This window comes from Cupriavidus sp. FW305-27 (assembly GCF_058787995.1).
This window is the reverse complement of record NZ_JBYTAG010000106.1, coordinates 1-16,529: the sequence shown is the minus strand read 5'-3', so window position 1 is coordinate 16,529 and position 16,529 is coordinate 1. Positions and strand designations below refer to the sequence as shown.

Below are 16,529 nucleotides of genomic sequence, written 5' to 3'. Positions count from 1 at the left end.
GGGCGGGGCCGCGCGGCGGTCGGCGGGTGGCATCATGGGCGCTTCTCGGGCTGTATCGAGCTTGGATGGCAAGGCTTGTGGCCCAGCCCTGATTCGCGGCCCCGGCGGACAATGGCAAAGCCCGCATGCCGCCGGCTTCACGCCGGGCGGCGCGCATCCCTTTGTAACGCCCGGCATGGCGGTCTAGTTTACTTGGTGTGGATGACAGATCGCGCACGCTGCCGGCGTGCGCCCAAAGGGAAAAGCCATGAAGAAGGAAACCTGGCGCCTGGTCGCGCATGGGCGCGTGCAGGGCGTGGGCTACCGCGCCGCCTGCGCCGACGCGGCGGACGACCTTGAGCTTGGCGGCTGGGTGCGCAACCGGCTCGACGGCACCGTCGAGGTGATGGCGCACGGCACGGTCAGGCAGCTCGAAGCCCTGCAGGCGTGGATGGAACAGGGCCCGCCGGCCGCGCAGGTGACGCTGGTCGAGGTCGGGCCTGGGGAAGGGGAGTTTGCCGGTTTCGAATTCCGGCCGACGATCTGATGGACTAGGCCGCGGTCCAGTCGACCGGCGTGCGGCCGTTCGCTTCCAGCCAGCGGTTGGCCTCGCGGAAGTGCCCGCAGCCCAGGAAGCCCCGGTGCGCCGACAGCGGCGACGGATGCGGCGCTTCCAGCACGCAGTGGCCGGCGCCCAGCAGCGGCTTCTTGGCCTGCGCGTGGCTGCCCCACAGCATGAACACAAGACTCGGGCGGCTGGCGGCGAGGTTCTGGATCAGGCAATCGGTGACGGCTTCCCAGCCTCGCCGCGCATGGCTGGCGGCCTGGCCCTGTTCCACCGTCAGCACGGTGTTGAGCAGCAGCACGCCCTGGCGCGCCCAGCCTTCCAGGTTGCCGGAGGCGCGCGGCGCGCAGTTGTCGTTGGCACCGAACTCCGCGGCGATTTCCTTGAAGATGTTGCGCAGGCTGGGCGGCACCTTGATGCCTTCCGGCACCGAGAACGCCAGCCCGTGCGCCTGCGGCAGCTCAACGCCGCCGACCGTGCCGGTGCCGTGGTAGGGGTCCTGGCCCAGGATCACCACCTTGACCGCGTCGGGCGGGGTCAGGTGCAGCGCGTGGAAGACATGGTGCGGGAATACCGGCTTGCCGGCGGCACGTTCGCCGTCGACAAAGGCGGCCAGCTCCTGCCACGCCGGCACGCGGATGCACGGGTCCAGCAATGTGCGCCAGGCGGCGGGCAGGGCGTCGGCCTGGGCCTGCAGGCTGGCGGCAGGGGACGGTTCGCCGGGGGCGCGGGGGGCTTCGGCGGCGAAGAGATCGGCTTGCATGTGTAAGGAAAGCTTGGCGGGAAAACCGCGATTATGAGGCCTTGCCTTCGGCAATTCCCGCCAGGCGGTAGCCGCGGGCGGCCTTGCTAAGGTCCGACGGTGCCAGCGCGGCAACGGTGGCCAGCCGCGCGGCAAAGGCGCGCAGGGCATCGGCCGCGTGCGCGGCGTCGCCATCGAGCCATTCCAGTTCGAGTTCCTGGATGGGTTCCTGCGCGGCGCTGGCCGGCGCGGCGATGGTGCCGGTGTCGAGCGCGGCCTCGATGCGGGCGCCGTCCTGCGTGACCAGCCAGGTGCGGCGGACGAAGTCGGTGCGGAACACCGGTGCCAGCCGGCCGATCAGTGGCGCGAGCACGGTTTGCGCTTCCGCGGGAAAGGTTTGCAGCTCGATGGCCTCGCCGGCGATCTTCGTCTCCCATTCATGGCGCGTGGCCAGGCCGCCCTGGCTGCTGCCGGCGGTCTTCAGCGTCTGCAGCCATTGCGCGCCCTTGCGGCGCAGCCGCAGCGCGGCACGCGCCCGTGCCAGGTCACGTTGCGGGGTATCGAGGTAGACGTTGAGCAGCGTGGCTTCGCCCTGCGGGGCGCCGTTGGCGTCGAGCCAGGCGGCCAGCGGGGCCAGCGCGTCGTCGGGGACGGCGAGTTTCAGTTCGATTTCCTGGGGCATGGCAGCAGGCGATTTCAGAGGGTTGGCGAGGGCGATGTCTTTCCAGTCACCGCCAGCCGGCCCCCTCTCCCGCTTGCGGGAGAAGGGAGCAAACCGCCAGCGTGCGTCGGCAGGCGTTAGCTCAGGCAAACAGCCGTGCCAGCTCCACGCCCGGATCCGGCGCCCGCATAAACGCTTCGCCCACCAGGAACGCATGCACGTTGGCATCGCGCATGCGCTTCACATCGGCCTGGCCGAGGATGCCGGACTCGGTCACCACCAGCTTGTCGGCCGGCATATGCGGCAGCAGGTCCAGCGTGTTGTCCAGCGACACCTCGAAGGTGCGCAGGTTGCGGTTGTTCACGCCGAGCAGCGGCGTTTTCAGGCGCAGCGCCGCGTCGAGCTCGTCGTCGCCGTGCACTTCCACCAGCACATCCATGCCGAGCTCAAGCGCACAGGCTTCCAGTTCGGCCATCAGGCCCGGGTCCAGCGCGGCGACGATCAGCAGGATGCAGTCGGCGCCCCAGGTGCGCGCTTCATACACCTGGTACAGGTCGACCATGAAGTCCTTGCGCAGGGCCGGCAATGGGCAGGCGCCGCGGGCGCGCTTCAGGTAGTCGGCGTGTCCCTGGAAGAAGTTCACGTCGGTCAGCACCGATAAACAGGCAGCGCCATGGCTGGCGTAGCTTTCGGCAATGGCCTCGGGCACGAAGTGCTCGCGCAGCACGCCCTTGGACGGCGATGCCTTCTTGACCTCGGCGATCACGCCGGCCTGGCCGGCGGCGATCTTCTCGCGCAGCGCGCGCTCAAAGCCGCGCGGTGCCAGGCCCGGCTCAGTGCGCAGGCTTTCGGCCTCCGCGCGCAGGCTGGGCAGGTCGCGCTTCTTGCGTGCGGCGGCGACCTCGTCGGCCTTTACGGCCAGGATCTTTTGCAGGATGTCGGACATATTCGCGTCTCTTACTTGAACTGCTGGGTGGCGCGCACGAACTGGTCGAGCTTCTCTTGCGCCGCGCCGCTGGCAATCGCCTCGCGCGCGCGGCGGATGCCGTCTTCGACGGAGTCGGCCACGTTGGCGGCGTACAGCGCGGTGCCGGCGTTCAGCGAGACGATCTCGCGCGGCGTGCCCGGTACGTTGGTCAGCGCTTCAAGCAGCATTTCCTTCGACTCCGTCGCATCGGCCACCTTCAGGCCGCGGTTGGAGATCATCTGCAGGCCGAAGTCCTCGGGGTGGATCTCATATTCGCGCACCTCGCCGTCCTTCAGTTCGCCCACCAGCGTGGCGGCGCCAAGCGAGACCTCGTCCATGCCGTCCTTGCCGTACACCACGATGGCATGCTTCGCGCCCAGGCGCTGCATCACGCGCACCTGGATGCCGACCAGGTCGGGATGGAACACGCCCATCAGGATGTTGGGCGCATCGGCCGGGTTGGTCAGCGGGCCCAGGATATTGAAGATGGTGCGCACGCCCATCTCCTTGCGGATCGGGGCGACGTTCTTCATCGCCGGGTGGTGCGTGGGCGCGAACATGAAGCCGATGCCGGTCTCTTCGATGCACTGGCCGACCTGCTCGGGCGTCAGCATGATGTTCACGCCCAGCGCTTCCAGCACGTCCGCGCTGCCCGACTTGGAGCTGACGCCGCGGTTGCCATGCTTGGCGATCCTGGCGCCGGCGGCGGCCGCGACGAACATCGATGCGGTCGAGATATTGAAGGTGTGCGAGCCATCGCCGCCGGTGCCGACGATATCGACGAAGTTTTCGCGATCGGCCACCGGCACCTTGTTGGCGAACTCGCGCATCACCTGCGCGGCGGCGGAGATCTCGCCGATGGTTTCCTTCTTGACGCGCAGGCCGGTCAGGATTGCGGCGGCCATCACCGGCGAGATCTGCCCCTGCATGATCTGCCGCATCAGGTGCAGCATCTCGTCATGGAAGATTTCGCGGTGCTCGATGCAGCGCGTCAGGGCTTCTTGCGGCGTGATCATGGCGTTCTCGTTGACAGTCTGGATGGCGTGGTGCGGGCTGGAAGGTGCGGAATCGAGCAGTCTCATCGCGGCGCCTTGACGAAGTTGGCCAGCAGCGCATGGCCATGTTCGGACAGGATCGACTCGGGATGGAACTGCACGCCTTCAACGGCGAGCGTCTTGTGGCGCACGCCCATGATCTCGCCGTCCGGGGTCCAGGCGGTGATCTCCAGGCAATCGGGCAGGGTTTCGCGCTCGATCGCAAGTGAATGATAGCGCGTCACGTCGAAGTGCCTGGGCAGTCCGGCGAACACGCCTTGCTGCGTGGTCTCGATGGTGCTGACCTTGCCGTGCATCACCTGCTTGGCGCGGATCACCTTGCCGCCAAAGGCCTCGCCGATGGCCTGGTGGCCCAGGCACACGCCCAGCAGCGGGATCTTGCCGGCAAAGTGCTGCAGCGCCGCCACCGAGATGCCGGCTTCCTTCGGGCTGCACGGCCCGGGCGAGACGCAGATGTGGTCCGGCTTGAGCGCCTCGATCTCCTCGATGGTGATCTCGTCGTTGCGGTAGGTGCGCACGTCCTCGCCCAGTTCGCCGAAATACTGGACCAGGTTATAGGTGAACGAATCGTAGTTGTCGATCATCAGCAGCATGGCGTCTGTCTCCTGTTCTCTCAGATGTCGGAGTCCAGGCCATCCTGGACCTGCTCGGCGGCGCGGATCACGGCGCGCGCCTTGGCTTCGGTTTCCCTCCATTCGGCTTCGGGATCCGAGTCGGCAACGATGCCGGCGGCGGCTTGCACGTAGAGGTTGCCGTCCTTGACGATGCCGGTGCGGATCGCGATCGCCAGGTCCATCTCGCCGCCGAACGACAGGTAGCCCACCGCGCCGCCATAGATGCCACGCTTGCGCGGTTCCAGCTCGTCGATGATCTCCATCGCATGGACCTTGGGCGCGCCCGACAGCGTGCCGGCCGGGAAGGTCGCGCGCAGCACGTCCAGGTTGCTGATGCCTTCGCGCAGCGTGCCTTCGACCGAGCTGACGATATGCTGCACGTGCGAGTACTTCTCGATCACCATCTTGTCGGTGACCTTGACCGAACCGGTTTCGGCGATGCGGCCGATATCGTTGCGCGCAAGGTCGATCAGCATCACGTGCTCGGCGATCTCCTTCGGATCCTGCAGCAGCTCGGTGGCGAGCTGGGCGTCCTTCTCCGGCGTATTGCCACGCGGGCGCGTGCCGGCCAGCGGGCGGATGGTGACGATGTGTTCGCTGCGCATGTCGCCGTTGGTGCCGACCTTGCGCTCTTCCTGGCGCACCAGGATCTCCGGCGAGGCGCCCACCACCTGGAAGTCGCCGAAGTTGTAGAAGTACATGTACGGCGACGGGTTCAGCGAACGCAGCGCGCGGTACAGCGAAAGCGGCGCGTCACGGTAAGGCTTGACCAGGCGCTGCCCGATCTGCACCTGCATCATGTCGCCGGCCATGATGTATTCCTTGGCCTTGTGCACCGCGGCCAGGTAGTCGGCCTTGGCGAATTCGCGGTAGACCTCGGTCTGCACCGACGGGCTGGTGACCGGCACATCCACCGGCTGGCGCAGCTTCATGCGCAGCTCGCGCAGGCGCTGGCGGGCGCGCGAATAGGCTTCCGGCGTGGTCGGGTCGGCGTAGACGATCAGGTAGAGCTTGCCCGACAGGTTGTCGATGACGGCCAGTTCCTCGCACAGCAGCAGCTGGATGTCCGGCAGGTTCAGGTCATCGGGCTTGTGCGTGTCGGCGAGCTTCTTCTCGATATAGCGCACCGCGTCGTAGCCGAAGTAGCCGGCCAGGCCGCCGCAGAAGCGTGGCAGCCCCGGGCGCAGCGCCACCTTGAAGCGCTGTTCGAACTCGGCGATGAAGTCGAGCGGGTTGCCTTCGTGGGTTTCCACCACCTTGCCGTCGGTCACCACCTCGGTGCGGTTGCCGAAGGCGCGCAGCAGCGTGCGGGCATGCAGGCCGATAAACGAAAAGCGCCCGAAGCGCTCGCCGCCCACCACCGATTCCAGCAGGAAGGTGTTGACGCCGCGCGTCTGCGACTGGGCCAGCTTCAGGTACAGCGACAGCGGCGTTTCCAGGTCGGCAAAGGCCTCGGCGATCAGCGGGATGCGGTTGTAGCCCTGGTCGGCCAGCGATTTGAATTCCAGTTCGGTCATGTCGGTCCTCTTGTGCGGCGCGCGCTGCGCGGTGGAGGGGCGCGGCGCCGCTTGTCGGCAATCAGGCTGGAGCGAATGGATACCCGCCCCGTTGGCGGGCCGTGGTGCAAGCGGCTTGCGGACAAGACTGCACACGGCCGGGGAAGGGCGTGCGGCGCGTTCTTGAGCTAAACGTAGCACACGAATATGGCGGCTACGCTGGCTTGCCGCGGGTTTTGGTGGGAATGCCCGGCAGCTGGGCCGGTGTGGCGAGGCCCTCGGGTCGAGGGCTCGTCAGCAGACTCGCGAACGCACTTTACGCCTGTTGGGAGGCGCGCCAGCGACGCCAGGGCCAAGCCTGCCGATCACTGCCAGAAGAGATGCGTTTGCGGTTGAGAAACATGAAATGTTTGGAGTTTGGTCGGGATCGACGAAATTCGGACTATCGATGACCTGCCCAGTGTGCTGCAAACAGCGCTGCGGCGTGGGCAATGGAGTCGACTATACCATCGGCGTCAACGGCTTGTACAGGGTTGCCATGGTTGTAGCCATAGGGCACCAGCAGCACGCCCATGCCGGCCGCGCGGGCCGCCTGCGCGTCGTTTTCCGAGTCGCCCAGCGCCGCCATTGCCGACGGCTCCAGCCCGAAGGCGTCGGCCACTTTCAGCAGCGGGAAGGGGTCGGGCTTGCGCAGCGGGAAGGCGTCGCCACCGTAGACCAGCTCGAAGTACTGGGCGAGGCCGGTCTTGGCCAGCAGCGGCTCGGTGAAGCTGTAGGGCTTGTTGGTCACGCAGGCCAGGCGCAGCCCGGCCGCCTTCATCGCCGCCAGGCCTTCGCGCACGCCGGGGTAGACCTGCGAGAACTGGCCGTTGATGCGGATGTACTCGCGGTCGTACAGCGCATAGGCGTCGGCGAACAGGCTGTTGGCGTGCAGCGGCGAGAAGCGCGCGTCCAGCACGCGCCGGATCAGGTTCTCCGAGCCCTTGCCGACATAGCTGACGATCTCCGCCTCCGACATCGGCGCTGCCGGCCCCAGGTTGGGGTGCTGGCGGCCCAGCGCCAGCAGCATGGCGTTGATCGAGGCGTGGAAGTCGCCCGCGGTGTCGACCATGGTGCCGTCGAGGTCGACGATCACGCCTTCGATGCCGCGCCAGTCGTTGCGGCGCAGGAACACGCCCTCGGTCATTGCCCGGCCTTGGCCAGTTCGCCGCGCAGCGCCGAGATGATGCCGCGGTAACCGCCGTCCGCATCGGGCTTGCCGAACACGGCCGAGCCCGCCACGAAGGTGTCGGCGCCGGCCGCGGCGATCTCGGCGATGTTGTCTACCTTCACGCCGCCGTCCACTTCCAGCAGGATGGTGCGGCCGGTGCGGGCGGTGTACTCATCGATGCGCTGGCGCACGGCGCGCAGCTTGTTGAGCGTCTCGGGAATGAACGACTGGCCGCCGAAGCCCGGGTTGACCGACATCAGCAGGATCACGTCCAGGCGGTCCATCACGTGGTCCAGGTGGTGCAGCGGCGTGGCCGGGTTGAACACCAGGCCGGCCAGGCAGCCGTGGTCGCGGATCAGCGCGAGCGAGCGGTCCACGTGCTCGCTGGCTTCCGGGTGGAAGGTGATGATATTGGCGCCCGCCTTGGCAAAGTCCGGGATGATCCGGTCCACCGGGCGCACCATCAGGTGCACGTCGATCGGCGCGGTCACGTGCGGGCGGATCGCCTCGCACACCAGCGGGCCCACGGTCAGGTTGGGCACGTAATGGTTGTCCATCACGTCGAAGTGGATCCAGTCGGCGCCGGCCTCGGTCACGCGGCGCACTTCCTCGCCCAGGCGGGCAAAGTCGGCGGACAGGATGGACGGGGCGATGCGGTAGGTGGGCGTGCTCATGTCGGCGGCTAGGAGGTGGGGTGCTGGGGAATGCTGTTTTTTGCGTCTCTGGCGCGCCCAGGGGCGGGCGCCAGAGGGGTCAGGCGGGGCGTCCGGCGCGGCCCGGACCTGAAAGGGCTATATTCTACCGCTGCCCCGGCGCTCGGTGATCTTGCCCGTGCTCTTGCCCGTGCCGCGGCCATCCCGCACAATGCGGCTACCCACTTCCCTGCCTGGCGCCTCACGCCGGCCCTGCCCACGATGAGCGAGTACGCTTTCTCCGTCTCGGTACGCACCCAGTACCTGCCGGACCAGTCAGAACCTGAGCGCGGGCGCCATGCCTTCGCCTACACCATTACCATCCACAATACCGGCGAGGTGGCGGCGCAGCTGATCTCGCGCCACTGGGTCATCACCGACAGCGACAACGGCACGCAGGAAGTGGCGGGCCTGGGCGTGGTCGGCCACCAGCCGCTGCTCAAGCCGGGCGAGCATTTCGAATACACCAGCTGGGCCACCATCTCGACCCCGGTGGGATCGATGAAGGGCGAATACTTCTGCGTGGCCGAGGACGGCCACCGCTTCGAGGTACCGATCCCTGAATTCGCGCTGGTGCTGCCGCGCATGCTGCACTGACCCTGCCGGGAACCTATTGGCGCGATGCGCTGTCCTGATCCTGCGGCGGCGCTTCAGCGGCGCCCTGCGCCGGCTGGCGCGACGGATGCTCGGACGGGGCGCGCGTGGGACGCGGGTTCGTTTTCGCCGTGCCCATGGTCCAGACCACGATAAAGATCAGCAGGAACAGCGCCACGCCGGCTTCCAGGGCGAACAGCAGCATGGGATGGGCTTCGAAGAACTTGCTCATGGCGGATGCAGCGCAGGCCCGCGGGGGCGCAGGCGGTGGTTGAAGGATGACGGTGGGATTGTAGGGGCAATCGGCCCCGCAAGCTGCGCCGGCCCGGATTTTGAACAATAGCAAGATGGCATACGCAGACTCTTTCCCGATTTCCCCGGTTTCTCCCTGGCGCTCGCTGCGCATTCGCGGCTGGCTGGCGCTGTCCGGCGCGGCCGTGCTGCTGGCCGGCTGCATGAGCGGCCCGCCGCCGCGCATCGAGACCGGCCCGGCCGGCACCACGCCGCCGACGGCCTCGTCGCAGAAAGGCAGTCTGCAGGCCGCCAGCTGGGCCGAGATCGGCGGCTGGGCCCAGGACGACGTGCGCGCCGCCTGGCCCGCGCTGCAGGCCAGCTGCCAGGCGCTGAAGAAGCGCGCCGAGTGGAGCCGCGCCTGTGCCGCCGGCATGATGGTCGATGCCGGCAACCTCAACGCCATGCGCGCCTATTTCGAAAGCAACTTCCAGCCGTACCGCGTGGTCAACGGCGATGGCACTGACTACGGCCTGATCACCGGCTACTACGAACCGATCCTGCACGGCTCGCGCACGCGCCAGGGCAAGTTCCAGGTGCCGCTGTACCGCAAGCCGGCGCAGTTCGGCAACCGCCCGCTGCCGGCCCGCGCCGAGCTGCTGCAGAACCCGGCCATGCGCGGCAGCGAGCTGGTCTGGGTGGATGACGCGGTCGAGGCCGCCTTCCTGCAGATCCAGGGCTCGGGCCGCATCCGCATGGCCGATGGCAGCATCATGCGGGTGGGCTTCGGCGGCACCAACGAACAGCCGTTCCGCTCCTTCGGCAAATGGCTGCTGGACCGCGGCGAGATCACGCCGGCACAGGCCACCATGCAGGGCATCAAGGCGTGGGCGCGCGCCAACCCGGGCCGCGTCGACGAGATGCTCAACATCAACCCGCGCTTTGTCTTCTTCCGCGAGCTGCCGGCCAACAACGACGGCCCGGTGGGCGCGCTGGGCGTGCCGCTGACCGCGGAGCGCTCGATCGCGGTCGACCCGGCCACCATCCCGCTGGGGGTGCCGGTATTCCTGTCGACCACGCGCCCGCTGTCGACCGAGCCGATCCAGCGGCTGATGTTCGCGCAGGACACCGGCAGCGCCATCAAGGGCGGGGTGCGCGCGGATTTCTTCTGGGGTGCGGGCGATGCCGCCGGCGAGACCGCGGGCCGCATGAAGCAGGGCGGCCGCATGTGGGTGCTGATGCCGCGCAGCTGACCTCGGCAACGCAAAAAAGGGCGCCATCGCGGCGCCCTTTTTTCATGGTGGACAGCCCTCAGCGCGGGCGCTGGTCGACGATCCGCCGCGCCTTGCCCACCGAGCGCTCGACGCCGCCCTCCGGCAGCACCTCGATGCCGGCGGTGACGCCGATATAGGCCTTGATCTCCTGCGCCAGCCGCTCGCGCGCGCCTTGCGCCAGCGCGGGCTCGCTGCCGTGGGCGCATTCCACGCGCACCGTCAGCGTGTCCATGTGGCCGTCCTTGGCCAGCACGCACTGGTAGTGCGGCGCCAGCTCGGCGTGCTTGAGGATCAGTTCCTCGATCTGCGACGGGAACACGTTGACCCCGCGCACGATCATCATGTCGTCGGTGCGGCCGGTGATCTTCTCCATGCGGCGGAATGCCGGGCGCGCCGTGCCCGGCAGCAGCCGGGTCAGGTCGCGGGTGCGGTAGCGCACCACAGGCATCGCCTCCTTGGTCAGCGAGGTGAACACCAGCTCGCCGAACTCCCCGTCGGGCAGCACTGCGCCGGTGTCGGGATCGATGATCTCGGGGTAGAAATGGTCTTCCCAGATGGTCGGCCCGTCCTTGGTCTCGGCGCACTCATTGGCCACGCCCGGGCCCATCACCTCTGACAGGCCATAGATATCGACTGCCGAGATGCCCATGCGCTTCTCGATCGCCAGCCGCATTTCCGGCGTCCACGGCTCCGCGCCGAAGATGCCCACGCGCAGCGAGCTGCTGGCCGGGTCGATGCCCTGGCGCTCGAACTCGTCGGCGATCGCCAGCATATAGCTGGGCGTCACCATGATGACCTCGGGCTTGAAGTCCTGGATCAGCTGCACCTGGCGCTCGGTCTGGCCGCCGCCGAAGGGGATCGCGGTCAGGCCGGCCTTTTCCACGCCGTAGTGCGCGCCCAGGCCGCCGGTGAAGAGGCCGTAGCCGTAGCTGATATGCACCTTGTCGCCGCGCCGCGCGCCCGAGGCGCGGATCGAGCGCGCCATCACCGTGGCCCAGTTGTCGATGTCCTGGAGCGTGTAGCCGACCACGGTGGGCTTGCCGGTGGTGCCGGACGAGGCGTGGATGCGCGCCACGCGGTCCTGCGGCACCGCGAACATGCCGAACGGGTAGTTGTCGCGCAGGTCCTGCTTGCTGGTGAACGGGAAGCGCGCCAGGTCGGCCAGCGAATGCAGCTGGTCGGGGTGGACCCCGGCTTCGTCGAACTTGCGGCGGTACACCGGCGAATTGGCGTAGGCGTGGTTGAGCGACCATCTCAGCCGCTCCAGCTGCAAGGCCTGCAGCTCGGCGCGGCTGGCGGTCTCGATCGCATCCAGGGGCAGATCGGTCAGGCGCGTGCTCATGTCGTCTCCTGCACGGGGGCGTTTATCTTAAGTATCTTGCCGGATTTGCTCAGGTGCCTTCCGTCCCTTCCGGCGGCGGCACCACATGTCCCCTGATCTGCGCCGACTTGCCGCGGAACATCGCCACCACCTGGCCCGCGGCGTTGGTCACGCGGATATCGTAGATGCCGTGCCGGCCGGACAGGACCTGCTCGGTGGCCTCGGCGGTCAGCACGTCGCCGCCGTGCACGGGCTTGAGGAACTCGATGCTGCAACCTGCCGCCACGGTGTTGATGTTATGGCTGTTGCAGGCAAAAGCGAAGGTCGAATCGGCCAGCGTGAACATCAGGCCGCCGTGGCAGATGCCGTGCCCGTTGAGGAATTCCTTGCGCACCGGCATGGTCAGCCGGGCGTAGCCGGGCCGCACGGCCTCGACCGTGATGCCCAGCCAGCGGCTGCAGGTGTCGGCTTCATACATGGCGGCGGCGGCCGCTTCGGCGAGGGCCTGGGGGTCCTGTTTCAAGCTGGTCTCCTATATAGAGTGGCGGGCAGGCCCGCGCGGCTTACTTGCCGGTGAAGTGCGGGGCGCGCTTTTCGAGGAAGGCGTTGACGCCCTCAGCATAGTCGGCGGACTGGCCGAGCTCGCGCTGCAGGTCGCGCTCCAGGTCCAGCTGGGCGTCCAGCGTGGCGGTGGCGCTGGCATGCATGGCGCGCTTGATCGCGGCCAGCGCGCGGGTCGGCTGCCCGGCCAGGTGCGTGGCCAGCGCCAGCGCCTGTTCCGGCAGCAGCGGGTCGTCCATGGTCTCCCAGACCAGCCCCCATTTCTCGGCCTCTTCGGCGCTCAGCCGCTCGCCGGTCATGGCCAGGCCCAGCGCGCGCGCCATGCCGATGCGCTTCGGCAGCAGCCAGGAGCCGCCCGAATCCGGCACCAGCCCGATCTTGACGAAAGCCTGGATAAAGCTGGCCGAGCGCGCCGCCAGCACCATGTCGCAGGCCAGCGCCAGGTTGGCGCCGGCGCCGGCCGCGGTGCCGTTGACCGCGGCCACCACTGGCAGCGGCAGGGCCTGCAGCCGGCGGATCAGCGGGTTGAACCAGGTATCGATCAGCTCGCCCAGGTCGGTCATGTGCCCCGGCGTGAAATCCAGGTCGGCCAGGTCCTGGCCGGCGCAGAAGCCACGGCCCGCACCGGTCAGCAGCAGGGCGCGCGCGCCGCCGGCCTCGACATGGTCGAGCGCCTGCTGCAGCGCCTGGTGCATCGCGCGGGTGAAGCTGTTGAGCTTGTCGGGGCGGTTCAGGGTGATCACGGCCACCGGGCCCTGCCATTGCAGCAAGACCGGGCCGGCATCGATGCTGACCGGCTGGCCAGCGGAGGTGGACATCGGGGGCATTGGGTTGTCTCCTGCCGGATATTTTGTCGCGGTCGGCGCGGGCGGCTGTTGTCGACGGCGCCTCTTAAATAAACCGACCAGTCGGTCGGCAAATGTTAGCACTATTTTTGGGCTGCCGGTTGGCACGTGGCTTCCAAGGCCGGCAGGGTCCGCAATGCCGGGCGCGGGCGTCGCTCTATAATCGCGCTGCCAACAACAATCTGAAACCTGCCGGCCGACATCTGTGTGCGGATCCCGGCATGCTCGCCTATTCGCATTGGAATTCCTATGAAGAAGATCGCTGCATTACTCCTGATTTCGTCCGTGGCGCTGTTTGCGGCGTGCGGCAAGAAAGAAGCGGCCTCCGCTGCCGGCGCCGACACGGCCACCAAGATCATTGTCGGCCTGGACGACAACTTCCCGCCCATGGGTTTTCGCGATAACAACAACGAGCTGGTCGGCTTCGATATCGACATGGCCAAGGAGGCCAGCCGCCGTCTCGGCATGACGGTCGAGTTCAAGCCGATCGACTGGAGCGCCAAGGAGGCGGAACTTAACGGCAAGCGCGTGGATGTGCTGTGGAACGGGCTGACCATCACCGAAGAGCGCAAGAAGAACATCAGCTTCACCGCGCCCTATATGACCAACCACCAGATCGTCATCGTCGGTGCCAGCTCGCCGGTGAAAGCCAAGGCCGACCTGGCCGGCCGCCTCGTCGGCGCGCAGGACGGCAGCAGCGCGGTGGATGCGATCAAGAAGGAAAGCCAGGTCGCCGCCAGTCTGAAGGAACTCAAGACCTTCGGCGATAACGTGACGGCGCTGATGGACCTGTCGACCGGCCGCCTTGACGCAATTGTGGTGGATGAAGTGGTAGGCCGCTACCTGATCAGCAAGCGTGCCGGCGAATACAAGGTGCTGGAGGAAAACTTCGGCACGGAAGAATATGGCGTCGGCGTGCGCAAGGATGACGCCGAGCTGCTCGGCAAGCTCGACAAGACCCTGGCCTCGATGAAGCAGGATGGCACGGCAGCCCGCATCGCCACCCAGTGGTTCGGCACTGACATCACCAAGTAATCCAGACGCTGCGTGACGCCCTGCGCCGTTCAGGCAGGGCGCCGCGCCATGTCCGGACCCAGGGCGCCGTCCCGGCGCCCGGGATCCCACCTCCTTCTTGTTTCGCGCGAGCATGGACTACGTCTTATCTCTTCTGGCGCCATTGGCGCAGGGTGCGCAAGTCACGCTCACACTATTCGCCATCACGCTCGCCCTGTCAGTGCCGCTGGGGCTGGCGCTGGCGCTGGCACGCATCTCGTCATGGCCGTGGCTGAGCGGCCTGGTCAATGGCTATATCTGGCTGATGCGCGGCACGCCGCTGATGCTGCAGATGCTGTTTATTTATTTCGCACTGCCGTTCGTGCCCGTCATCGGCGTGCGCCTGCCTGACTTTCCCGCGGCGGTGGTGGCTTTCGCCCTGAACTACGCGGCCTATTTCGCGGAAATCTTCCGCGCCGGGATCAAGTCGGTCGATCGCGGCCAGTATGAGGCCAGCAAGGCGCTGGGCATGACCTATTTTCAGACCATGCGGCGGGTCGTGCTGCCGCAGATGGTCAGCCGGGTGTTGCCGCCGGTCAGCAATGAAACCATTACGCTGATCAAGGACACGTCCCTGATCTACGTGCTGGCCCTCAACGATATTCTTCGCACCGCGCGCGGCATCGTGCAGCGGGATTTCACCACCACGCCTTTTCTGGTCGCTGCGCTCTTCTATCTGGTGATGACGCTGATTCTGACCTGGTTCTTCCAGAATCTTGAAAAACGCTATGCCAAACATGATGACTAGCCCGACCGGCGCCAATTCCCACAATGCGCCCGGCATCATGATCGCTGCGCGGGATCTGTTCAAATCGTTCGGGCCACTGGAGGTCTTGCGCGGTGTCTCCCTGACCTTGCGCAAGGGGGATGTCACCGCGGTGATCGGGCCCTCGGGCTCGGGCAAGAGTACCTTGCTGCGCTGCCTGAATCATCTTGAGGTGATTGACCGCGGCACCCTTGAAATCGAAGGCGAGGCGCTGACGGCCGCCGGCCCTGACGGCACAGCCAGATATGTGCCGGACGCTGAAGTGCGGCGCATCTGCCGGAAGATGGGCATGGTGTTCCAGTCGTTCAACCTGTTTCCGCATATGACGGTGCTGCAGAACATCATCGAAGCCCCCATGACCGTCAAGGGACTGGCGCGCGACGCGGTGGTGCCCAAGGCCGAAGAGCTGCTGCGCAAGGTCGGCCTGCTGGCCAAGCGGGACAGCTACCCGGCGCGCCTGTCCGGCGGCCAGAAGCAGCGGGTGGCGATTGCGCGGGCGCTGGCCATGGAGCCCGACATCATGCTGTTTGACGAGCCGACCTCGGCGCTGGACCCGGAACTGACCGGGGAGGTGCTGCGCACCATGCGGCAACTGGCCGAAGAACATATGACCATGCTGGTCGTCACGCATGAGATGGGGTTTGCGCGGGAAGTGGCAAACCACGTCGTGTTCATGGATGAGGGCAGGATTCTTGAGGAAGGGTCGCCTGAGGAAGTGTTCGGGACCCCAGCTCACGCGCGCACCCGCGAATTCCTGGCGCACATGCTCTAGGGGGCGCCTGCGCCGCCACGCCACAACAGGTGGCAGAATAGCCCGCAGCCGGTGGCGACAGTGCCATCCGCCTGCAAATACATAGGAGAAGACATGCCGTACGAAAACATCCTGGTCGAAACCCGTGGCCGTGTTGGCCTGGTCACGCTGAACCGCCCGAAGGCCCTGAACGCGCTCAATGACGCGCTGATGGACGAGCTTGGCGCCGCGCTGACCGCCTTCGACCAGGATGAGGGCATCGGCGCCATCGTCATTACCGGCAGCGAGCGCGCCTTTGCCGCCGGCGCCGATATCGGCATGATGGCCAAGTATTCCTTCATGGATGTGTACAAGGGCGATTACATCACGCGCAACTGGGAAACCATCCGCAAGATCCGCAAGCCGGTGATTGCCGGCGTGGCCGGCTATGCGCTGGGCGGCGGCTGCGAGCTGGCGATGATGTGCGACATCATCATCGCGGCGGATTCGGCCAAGTTCGGCCAGCCCGAGGTGAAGCTGGGCACCATGCCCGGCGCCGGCGGCACCCAGCGCCTGCCGCGCGCGGTGTCCAAGGCCAAGGCCATGGACCTGTGCCTGACCTCGCGCATGATGGATGCCGCCGAAGCCGAGCGCTCGGGCCTGGTATCGCGCGTGGTGCCGGCCGACAAGCTGCTGGACGAAGTGCTGGCGGCTGCCGAAACCATCGCCGGGTTCTCGCTGCCGGTGGTCATGATGATCAAGGAGTCGGTCAACGCCGCCTACGAGACCACGCTGGCCGAAGGCGTGCACTTCGAGCGCCGGCTGTTCCATGCCACCTTCGCCAGCGAAGACCAGAAGGAAGGCATGGCTGCTTTCGTCGAGAAGCGCAGCCCGAATTTCCAGCATCGCTAAGGCCCGGATCAGGGAATACCCGAGGGCAGTGCGGGGGTATTATGTTTCTCCCGCACTCGTCATTTCGGGGATTTCCTTTGCCACTCAATGGCTTACGACATAATCCCCGGAACCCCTAGCGGATCGTTGTGACAAAGTTGTTGCAAGGTGCGCGAATCCGGCCTAATATTCGCCCCCTCGCAACACACAACGCAGCGCTGCAAAGCAGACGCAGCAAGGGTTGCGGGGTCGACCGGAAGGGTTGGCGCAGCGAAGTTGGCG

The 16,529-nt window shown here is 66.9% G+C and carries 19 protein-coding genes; 7 read left to right on the top strand and 12 right to left on the bottom strand.

Annotated elements, in window-relative coordinates; all coding sequences use genetic code 11:
* The first annotated feature begins 247 nt into the window (after positions 1-247).
* Complete coding sequence (locus AC3WRI_RS31620) at positions 248-526, top strand: acylphosphatase (protein ID WP_010809896.1); 279 nt, start codon at positions 248-250, stop codon at positions 524-526.
* A gap of 4 nt (positions 527-530) precedes the next feature.
* On the opposite strand, the gene AC3WRI_RS31615 is transcribed toward AC3WRI_RS31620, so the two are convergent.
* From AC3WRI_RS31615 to rpe, 8 genes are all read right to left on the bottom strand, one after another.
* On the bottom strand, positions 531-1,307 hold the full coding sequence (locus tag AC3WRI_RS31615; RefSeq protein WP_010809897.1) for a uracil-DNA glycosylase: 777 nt from the start codon (positions 1,305-1,307) through the stop codon (positions 531-533).
* Positions 1,308-1,338: 31 nt separating this feature from the next.
* On the bottom strand, positions 1,339-1,968 hold the full coding sequence (locus AC3WRI_RS31610; RefSeq protein ID WP_492294845.1) for a CYTH domain-containing protein: 630 nt from the start codon (positions 1,966-1,968) through the stop codon (positions 1,339-1,341).
* A 121-nt stretch (positions 1,969-2,089) separates the two neighbouring features.
* Positions 2,090-2,893, bottom strand: a complete 804-nt coding sequence (gene trpC / locus AC3WRI_RS31605) for an indole-3-glycerol phosphate synthase TrpC (protein WP_010809899.1) — start codon at positions 2,891-2,893, stop codon at positions 2,090-2,092.
* A gap of 11 nt (positions 2,894-2,904) precedes the next feature.
* Positions 2,905-3,930 (bottom strand): anthranilate phosphoribosyltransferase, encoded by a 1,026-nt coding sequence (gene trpD / locus AC3WRI_RS31600; RefSeq protein WP_143010719.1) that lies wholly within the window; start codon positions 3,928-3,930, stop codon positions 2,905-2,907.
* A gap of 62 nt (positions 3,931-3,992) precedes the next feature.
* A complete protein-coding gene (locus AC3WRI_RS31595) occupies positions 3,993-4,562 on the bottom strand; it encodes an aminodeoxychorismate/anthranilate synthase component II (protein ID WP_010809901.1) in 570 nt (189 codons plus the stop codon).
* A 20-nt stretch (positions 4,563-4,582) separates the two neighbouring features.
* Positions 4,583-6,100 (bottom strand): anthranilate synthase component I, encoded by a 1,518-nt coding sequence (trpE, locus tag AC3WRI_RS31590; RefSeq protein WP_010809902.1) that lies wholly within the window; start codon positions 6,098-6,100, stop codon positions 4,583-4,585.
* A gap of 421 nt (positions 6,101-6,521) precedes the next feature.
* Entirely contained in the window at positions 6,522-7,265 is a 744-nt protein-coding gene (gene gph, locus AC3WRI_RS31585) for a phosphoglycolate phosphatase (protein ID WP_010809903.1), read from the bottom strand.
* The gene (gene rpe, locus AC3WRI_RS31580) at positions 7,262-7,963 is read right to left on the bottom strand and encodes a ribulose-phosphate 3-epimerase (RefSeq protein WP_492294844.1); all 702 of its coding nucleotides are present in this window, start codon (positions 7,961-7,963) and stop codon (positions 7,262-7,264) included. Before rpe ends, gph begins: the two co-directional genes overlap by 4 nt.
* 240 nt (positions 7,964-8,203) lie before the next feature.
* Between rpe and apaG the strand changes: the two genes are divergently transcribed.
* Positions 8,204-8,578 (top strand): Co2+/Mg2+ efflux protein ApaG, encoded by a 375-nt coding sequence (gene apaG / locus AC3WRI_RS31575; RefSeq protein ID WP_010809905.1) that lies wholly within the window; start codon positions 8,204-8,206, stop codon positions 8,576-8,578.
* Between the two features lie 13 nt (positions 8,579-8,591).
* Here the strand turns inward: apaG and AC3WRI_RS31570 are convergent, their stop codons facing one another.
* Positions 8,592-8,807, bottom strand: coding sequence for a hypothetical protein (locus tag AC3WRI_RS31570; RefSeq protein WP_011616104.1), 216 nt, complete (start codon positions 8,805-8,807; stop codon positions 8,592-8,594).
* 115 nt (positions 8,808-8,922) lie between these two features.
* On the opposite strand from AC3WRI_RS31570, the gene mltA reads away from it, so the two are divergent.
* Positions 8,923-10,059, top strand: coding sequence for a murein transglycosylase A (mltA, locus tag AC3WRI_RS31565; RefSeq protein ID WP_010809907.1), 1,137 nt, complete (start codon positions 8,923-8,925; stop codon positions 10,057-10,059).
* Between the two features lie 58 nt (positions 10,060-10,117).
* On the opposite strand, the gene paaK is transcribed toward mltA, so the two are convergent.
* The 3 genes from paaK to paaG are packed head-to-tail and all read right to left on the bottom strand — an operon-like array spanning position 10,118 to position 12,789.
* Positions 10,118-11,422 carry a phenylacetate--CoA ligase PaaK gene (gene paaK, locus AC3WRI_RS31560; RefSeq protein WP_011616103.1) on the bottom strand — a complete coding sequence of 435 codons (1,305 nt, stop codon included), beginning with the start codon at positions 11,420-11,422 and terminating at the stop codon, positions 10,118-10,120.
* Between the two features lie 49 nt (positions 11,423-11,471).
* Entirely contained in the window at positions 11,472-11,924 is a 453-nt protein-coding gene (paaI, locus tag AC3WRI_RS31555; RefSeq protein WP_010809909.1) for a hydroxyphenylacetyl-CoA thioesterase PaaI, read from the bottom strand.
* Positions 11,925-11,964: 40 nt separating this feature from the next.
* Positions 11,965-12,789, bottom strand: coding sequence for a 2-(1,2-epoxy-1,2-dihydrophenyl)acetyl-CoA isomerase PaaG (paaG, locus tag AC3WRI_RS31550; protein ID WP_011616102.1), 825 nt, complete (start codon positions 12,787-12,789; stop codon positions 11,965-11,967).
* Positions 12,790-13,056: 267 nt separating this feature from the next.
* On the opposite strand from paaG, the gene AC3WRI_RS31545 reads away from it, so the two are divergent.
* The 4 genes from AC3WRI_RS31545 (at position 13,057) to AC3WRI_RS31530 (ending at position 16,268) form a co-directional block, all read left to right on the top strand.
* Positions 13,057-13,842, top strand: a complete 786-nt coding sequence (locus tag AC3WRI_RS31545) for an amino acid ABC transporter substrate-binding protein (RefSeq protein ID WP_492294843.1) — start codon at positions 13,057-13,059, stop codon at positions 13,840-13,842.
* Positions 13,843-13,954: 112 nt separating this feature from the next.
* Entirely contained in the window at positions 13,955-14,608 is a 654-nt protein-coding gene (locus AC3WRI_RS31540; protein WP_010809912.1) for an amino acid ABC transporter permease, read from the top strand.
* A gap of 37 nt (positions 14,609-14,645) precedes the next feature.
* Positions 14,646-15,398, top strand: coding sequence for an amino acid ABC transporter ATP-binding protein (locus tag AC3WRI_RS31535; RefSeq protein ID WP_010809913.1), 753 nt, complete (start codon positions 14,646-14,648; stop codon positions 15,396-15,398).
* A gap of 93 nt (positions 15,399-15,491) precedes the next feature.
* Positions 15,492-16,268, top strand: coding sequence for an enoyl-CoA hydratase (locus AC3WRI_RS31530; protein ID WP_010809914.1), 777 nt, complete (start codon positions 15,492-15,494; stop codon positions 16,266-16,268).
* Positions 16,269-16,529: the final 261 nt, after the last annotated feature.

Coding starts and splice junctions, on each gene's coding strand:
- AC3WRI_RS31620 (WP_010809896.1), top strand. CDS start 248: ATGAAGAAGGAAACCTGGCGCCTGGTCGCGCATGGGCGCGTGCAGGGC.
- AC3WRI_RS31615 (WP_010809897.1), bottom strand. CDS start 1,307: ATGCAAGCCGATCTCTTCGCCGCCGAAGCCCCCCGCGCCCCCGGCGAA.
- AC3WRI_RS31610 (WP_492294845.1), bottom strand. CDS start 1,968: ATGCCCCAGGAAATCGAACTGAAACTCGCCGTCCCCGACGACGCGCTG.
- trpC (WP_010809899.1), bottom strand. CDS start 2,893: ATGTCCGACATCCTGCAAAAGATCCTGGCCGTAAAGGCCGACGAGGTC.
- trpD (WP_143010719.1), bottom strand. CDS start 3,930: ATGATCACGCCGCAAGAAGCCCTGACGCGCTGCATCGAGCACCGCGAA.
- AC3WRI_RS31595 (WP_010809901.1), bottom strand. CDS start 4,562: ATGCTGCTGATGATCGACAACTACGATTCGTTCACCTATAACCTGGTC.
- trpE (WP_010809902.1), bottom strand. CDS start 6,100: ATGACCGAACTGGAATTCAAATCGCTGGCCGACCAGGGCTACAACCGC.
- gph (WP_010809903.1), bottom strand. CDS start 7,265: ATGACCGAGGGCGTGTTCCTGCGCCGCAACGACTGGCGCGGCATCGAA.
- rpe (WP_492294844.1), bottom strand. CDS start 7,963: ATGAGCACGCCCACCTACCGCATCGCCCCGTCCATCCTGTCCGCCGAC.
- apaG (WP_010809905.1), top strand. CDS start 8,204: ATGAGCGAGTACGCTTTCTCCGTCTCGGTACGCACCCAGTACCTGCCG.
- AC3WRI_RS31570 (WP_011616104.1), bottom strand. CDS start 8,807: ATGAGCAAGTTCTTCGAAGCCCATCCCATGCTGCTGTTCGCCCTGGAA.
- mltA (WP_010809907.1), top strand. CDS start 8,923: ATGGCATACGCAGACTCTTTCCCGATTTCCCCGGTTTCTCCCTGGCGC.
- paaK (WP_011616103.1), bottom strand. CDS start 11,422: ATGAGCACGCGCCTGACCGATCTGCCCCTGGATGCGATCGAGACCGCC.
- paaG (WP_011616102.1), bottom strand. CDS start 12,789: ATGCCCCCGATGTCCACCTCCGCTGGCCAGCCGGTCAGCATCGATGCC.
- AC3WRI_RS31545 (WP_492294843.1), top strand. CDS start 13,057: ATGAAGAAGATCGCTGCATTACTCCTGATTTCGTCCGTGGCGCTGTTT.
- AC3WRI_RS31540 (WP_010809912.1), top strand. CDS start 13,955: ATGGACTACGTCTTATCTCTTCTGGCGCCATTGGCGCAGGGTGCGCAA.
- AC3WRI_RS31535 (WP_010809913.1), top strand. CDS start 14,646: ATGATCGCTGCGCGGGATCTGTTCAAATCGTTCGGGCCACTGGAGGTC.
- AC3WRI_RS31530 (WP_010809914.1), top strand. CDS start 15,492: ATGCCGTACGAAAACATCCTGGTCGAAACCCGTGGCCGTGTTGGCCTG.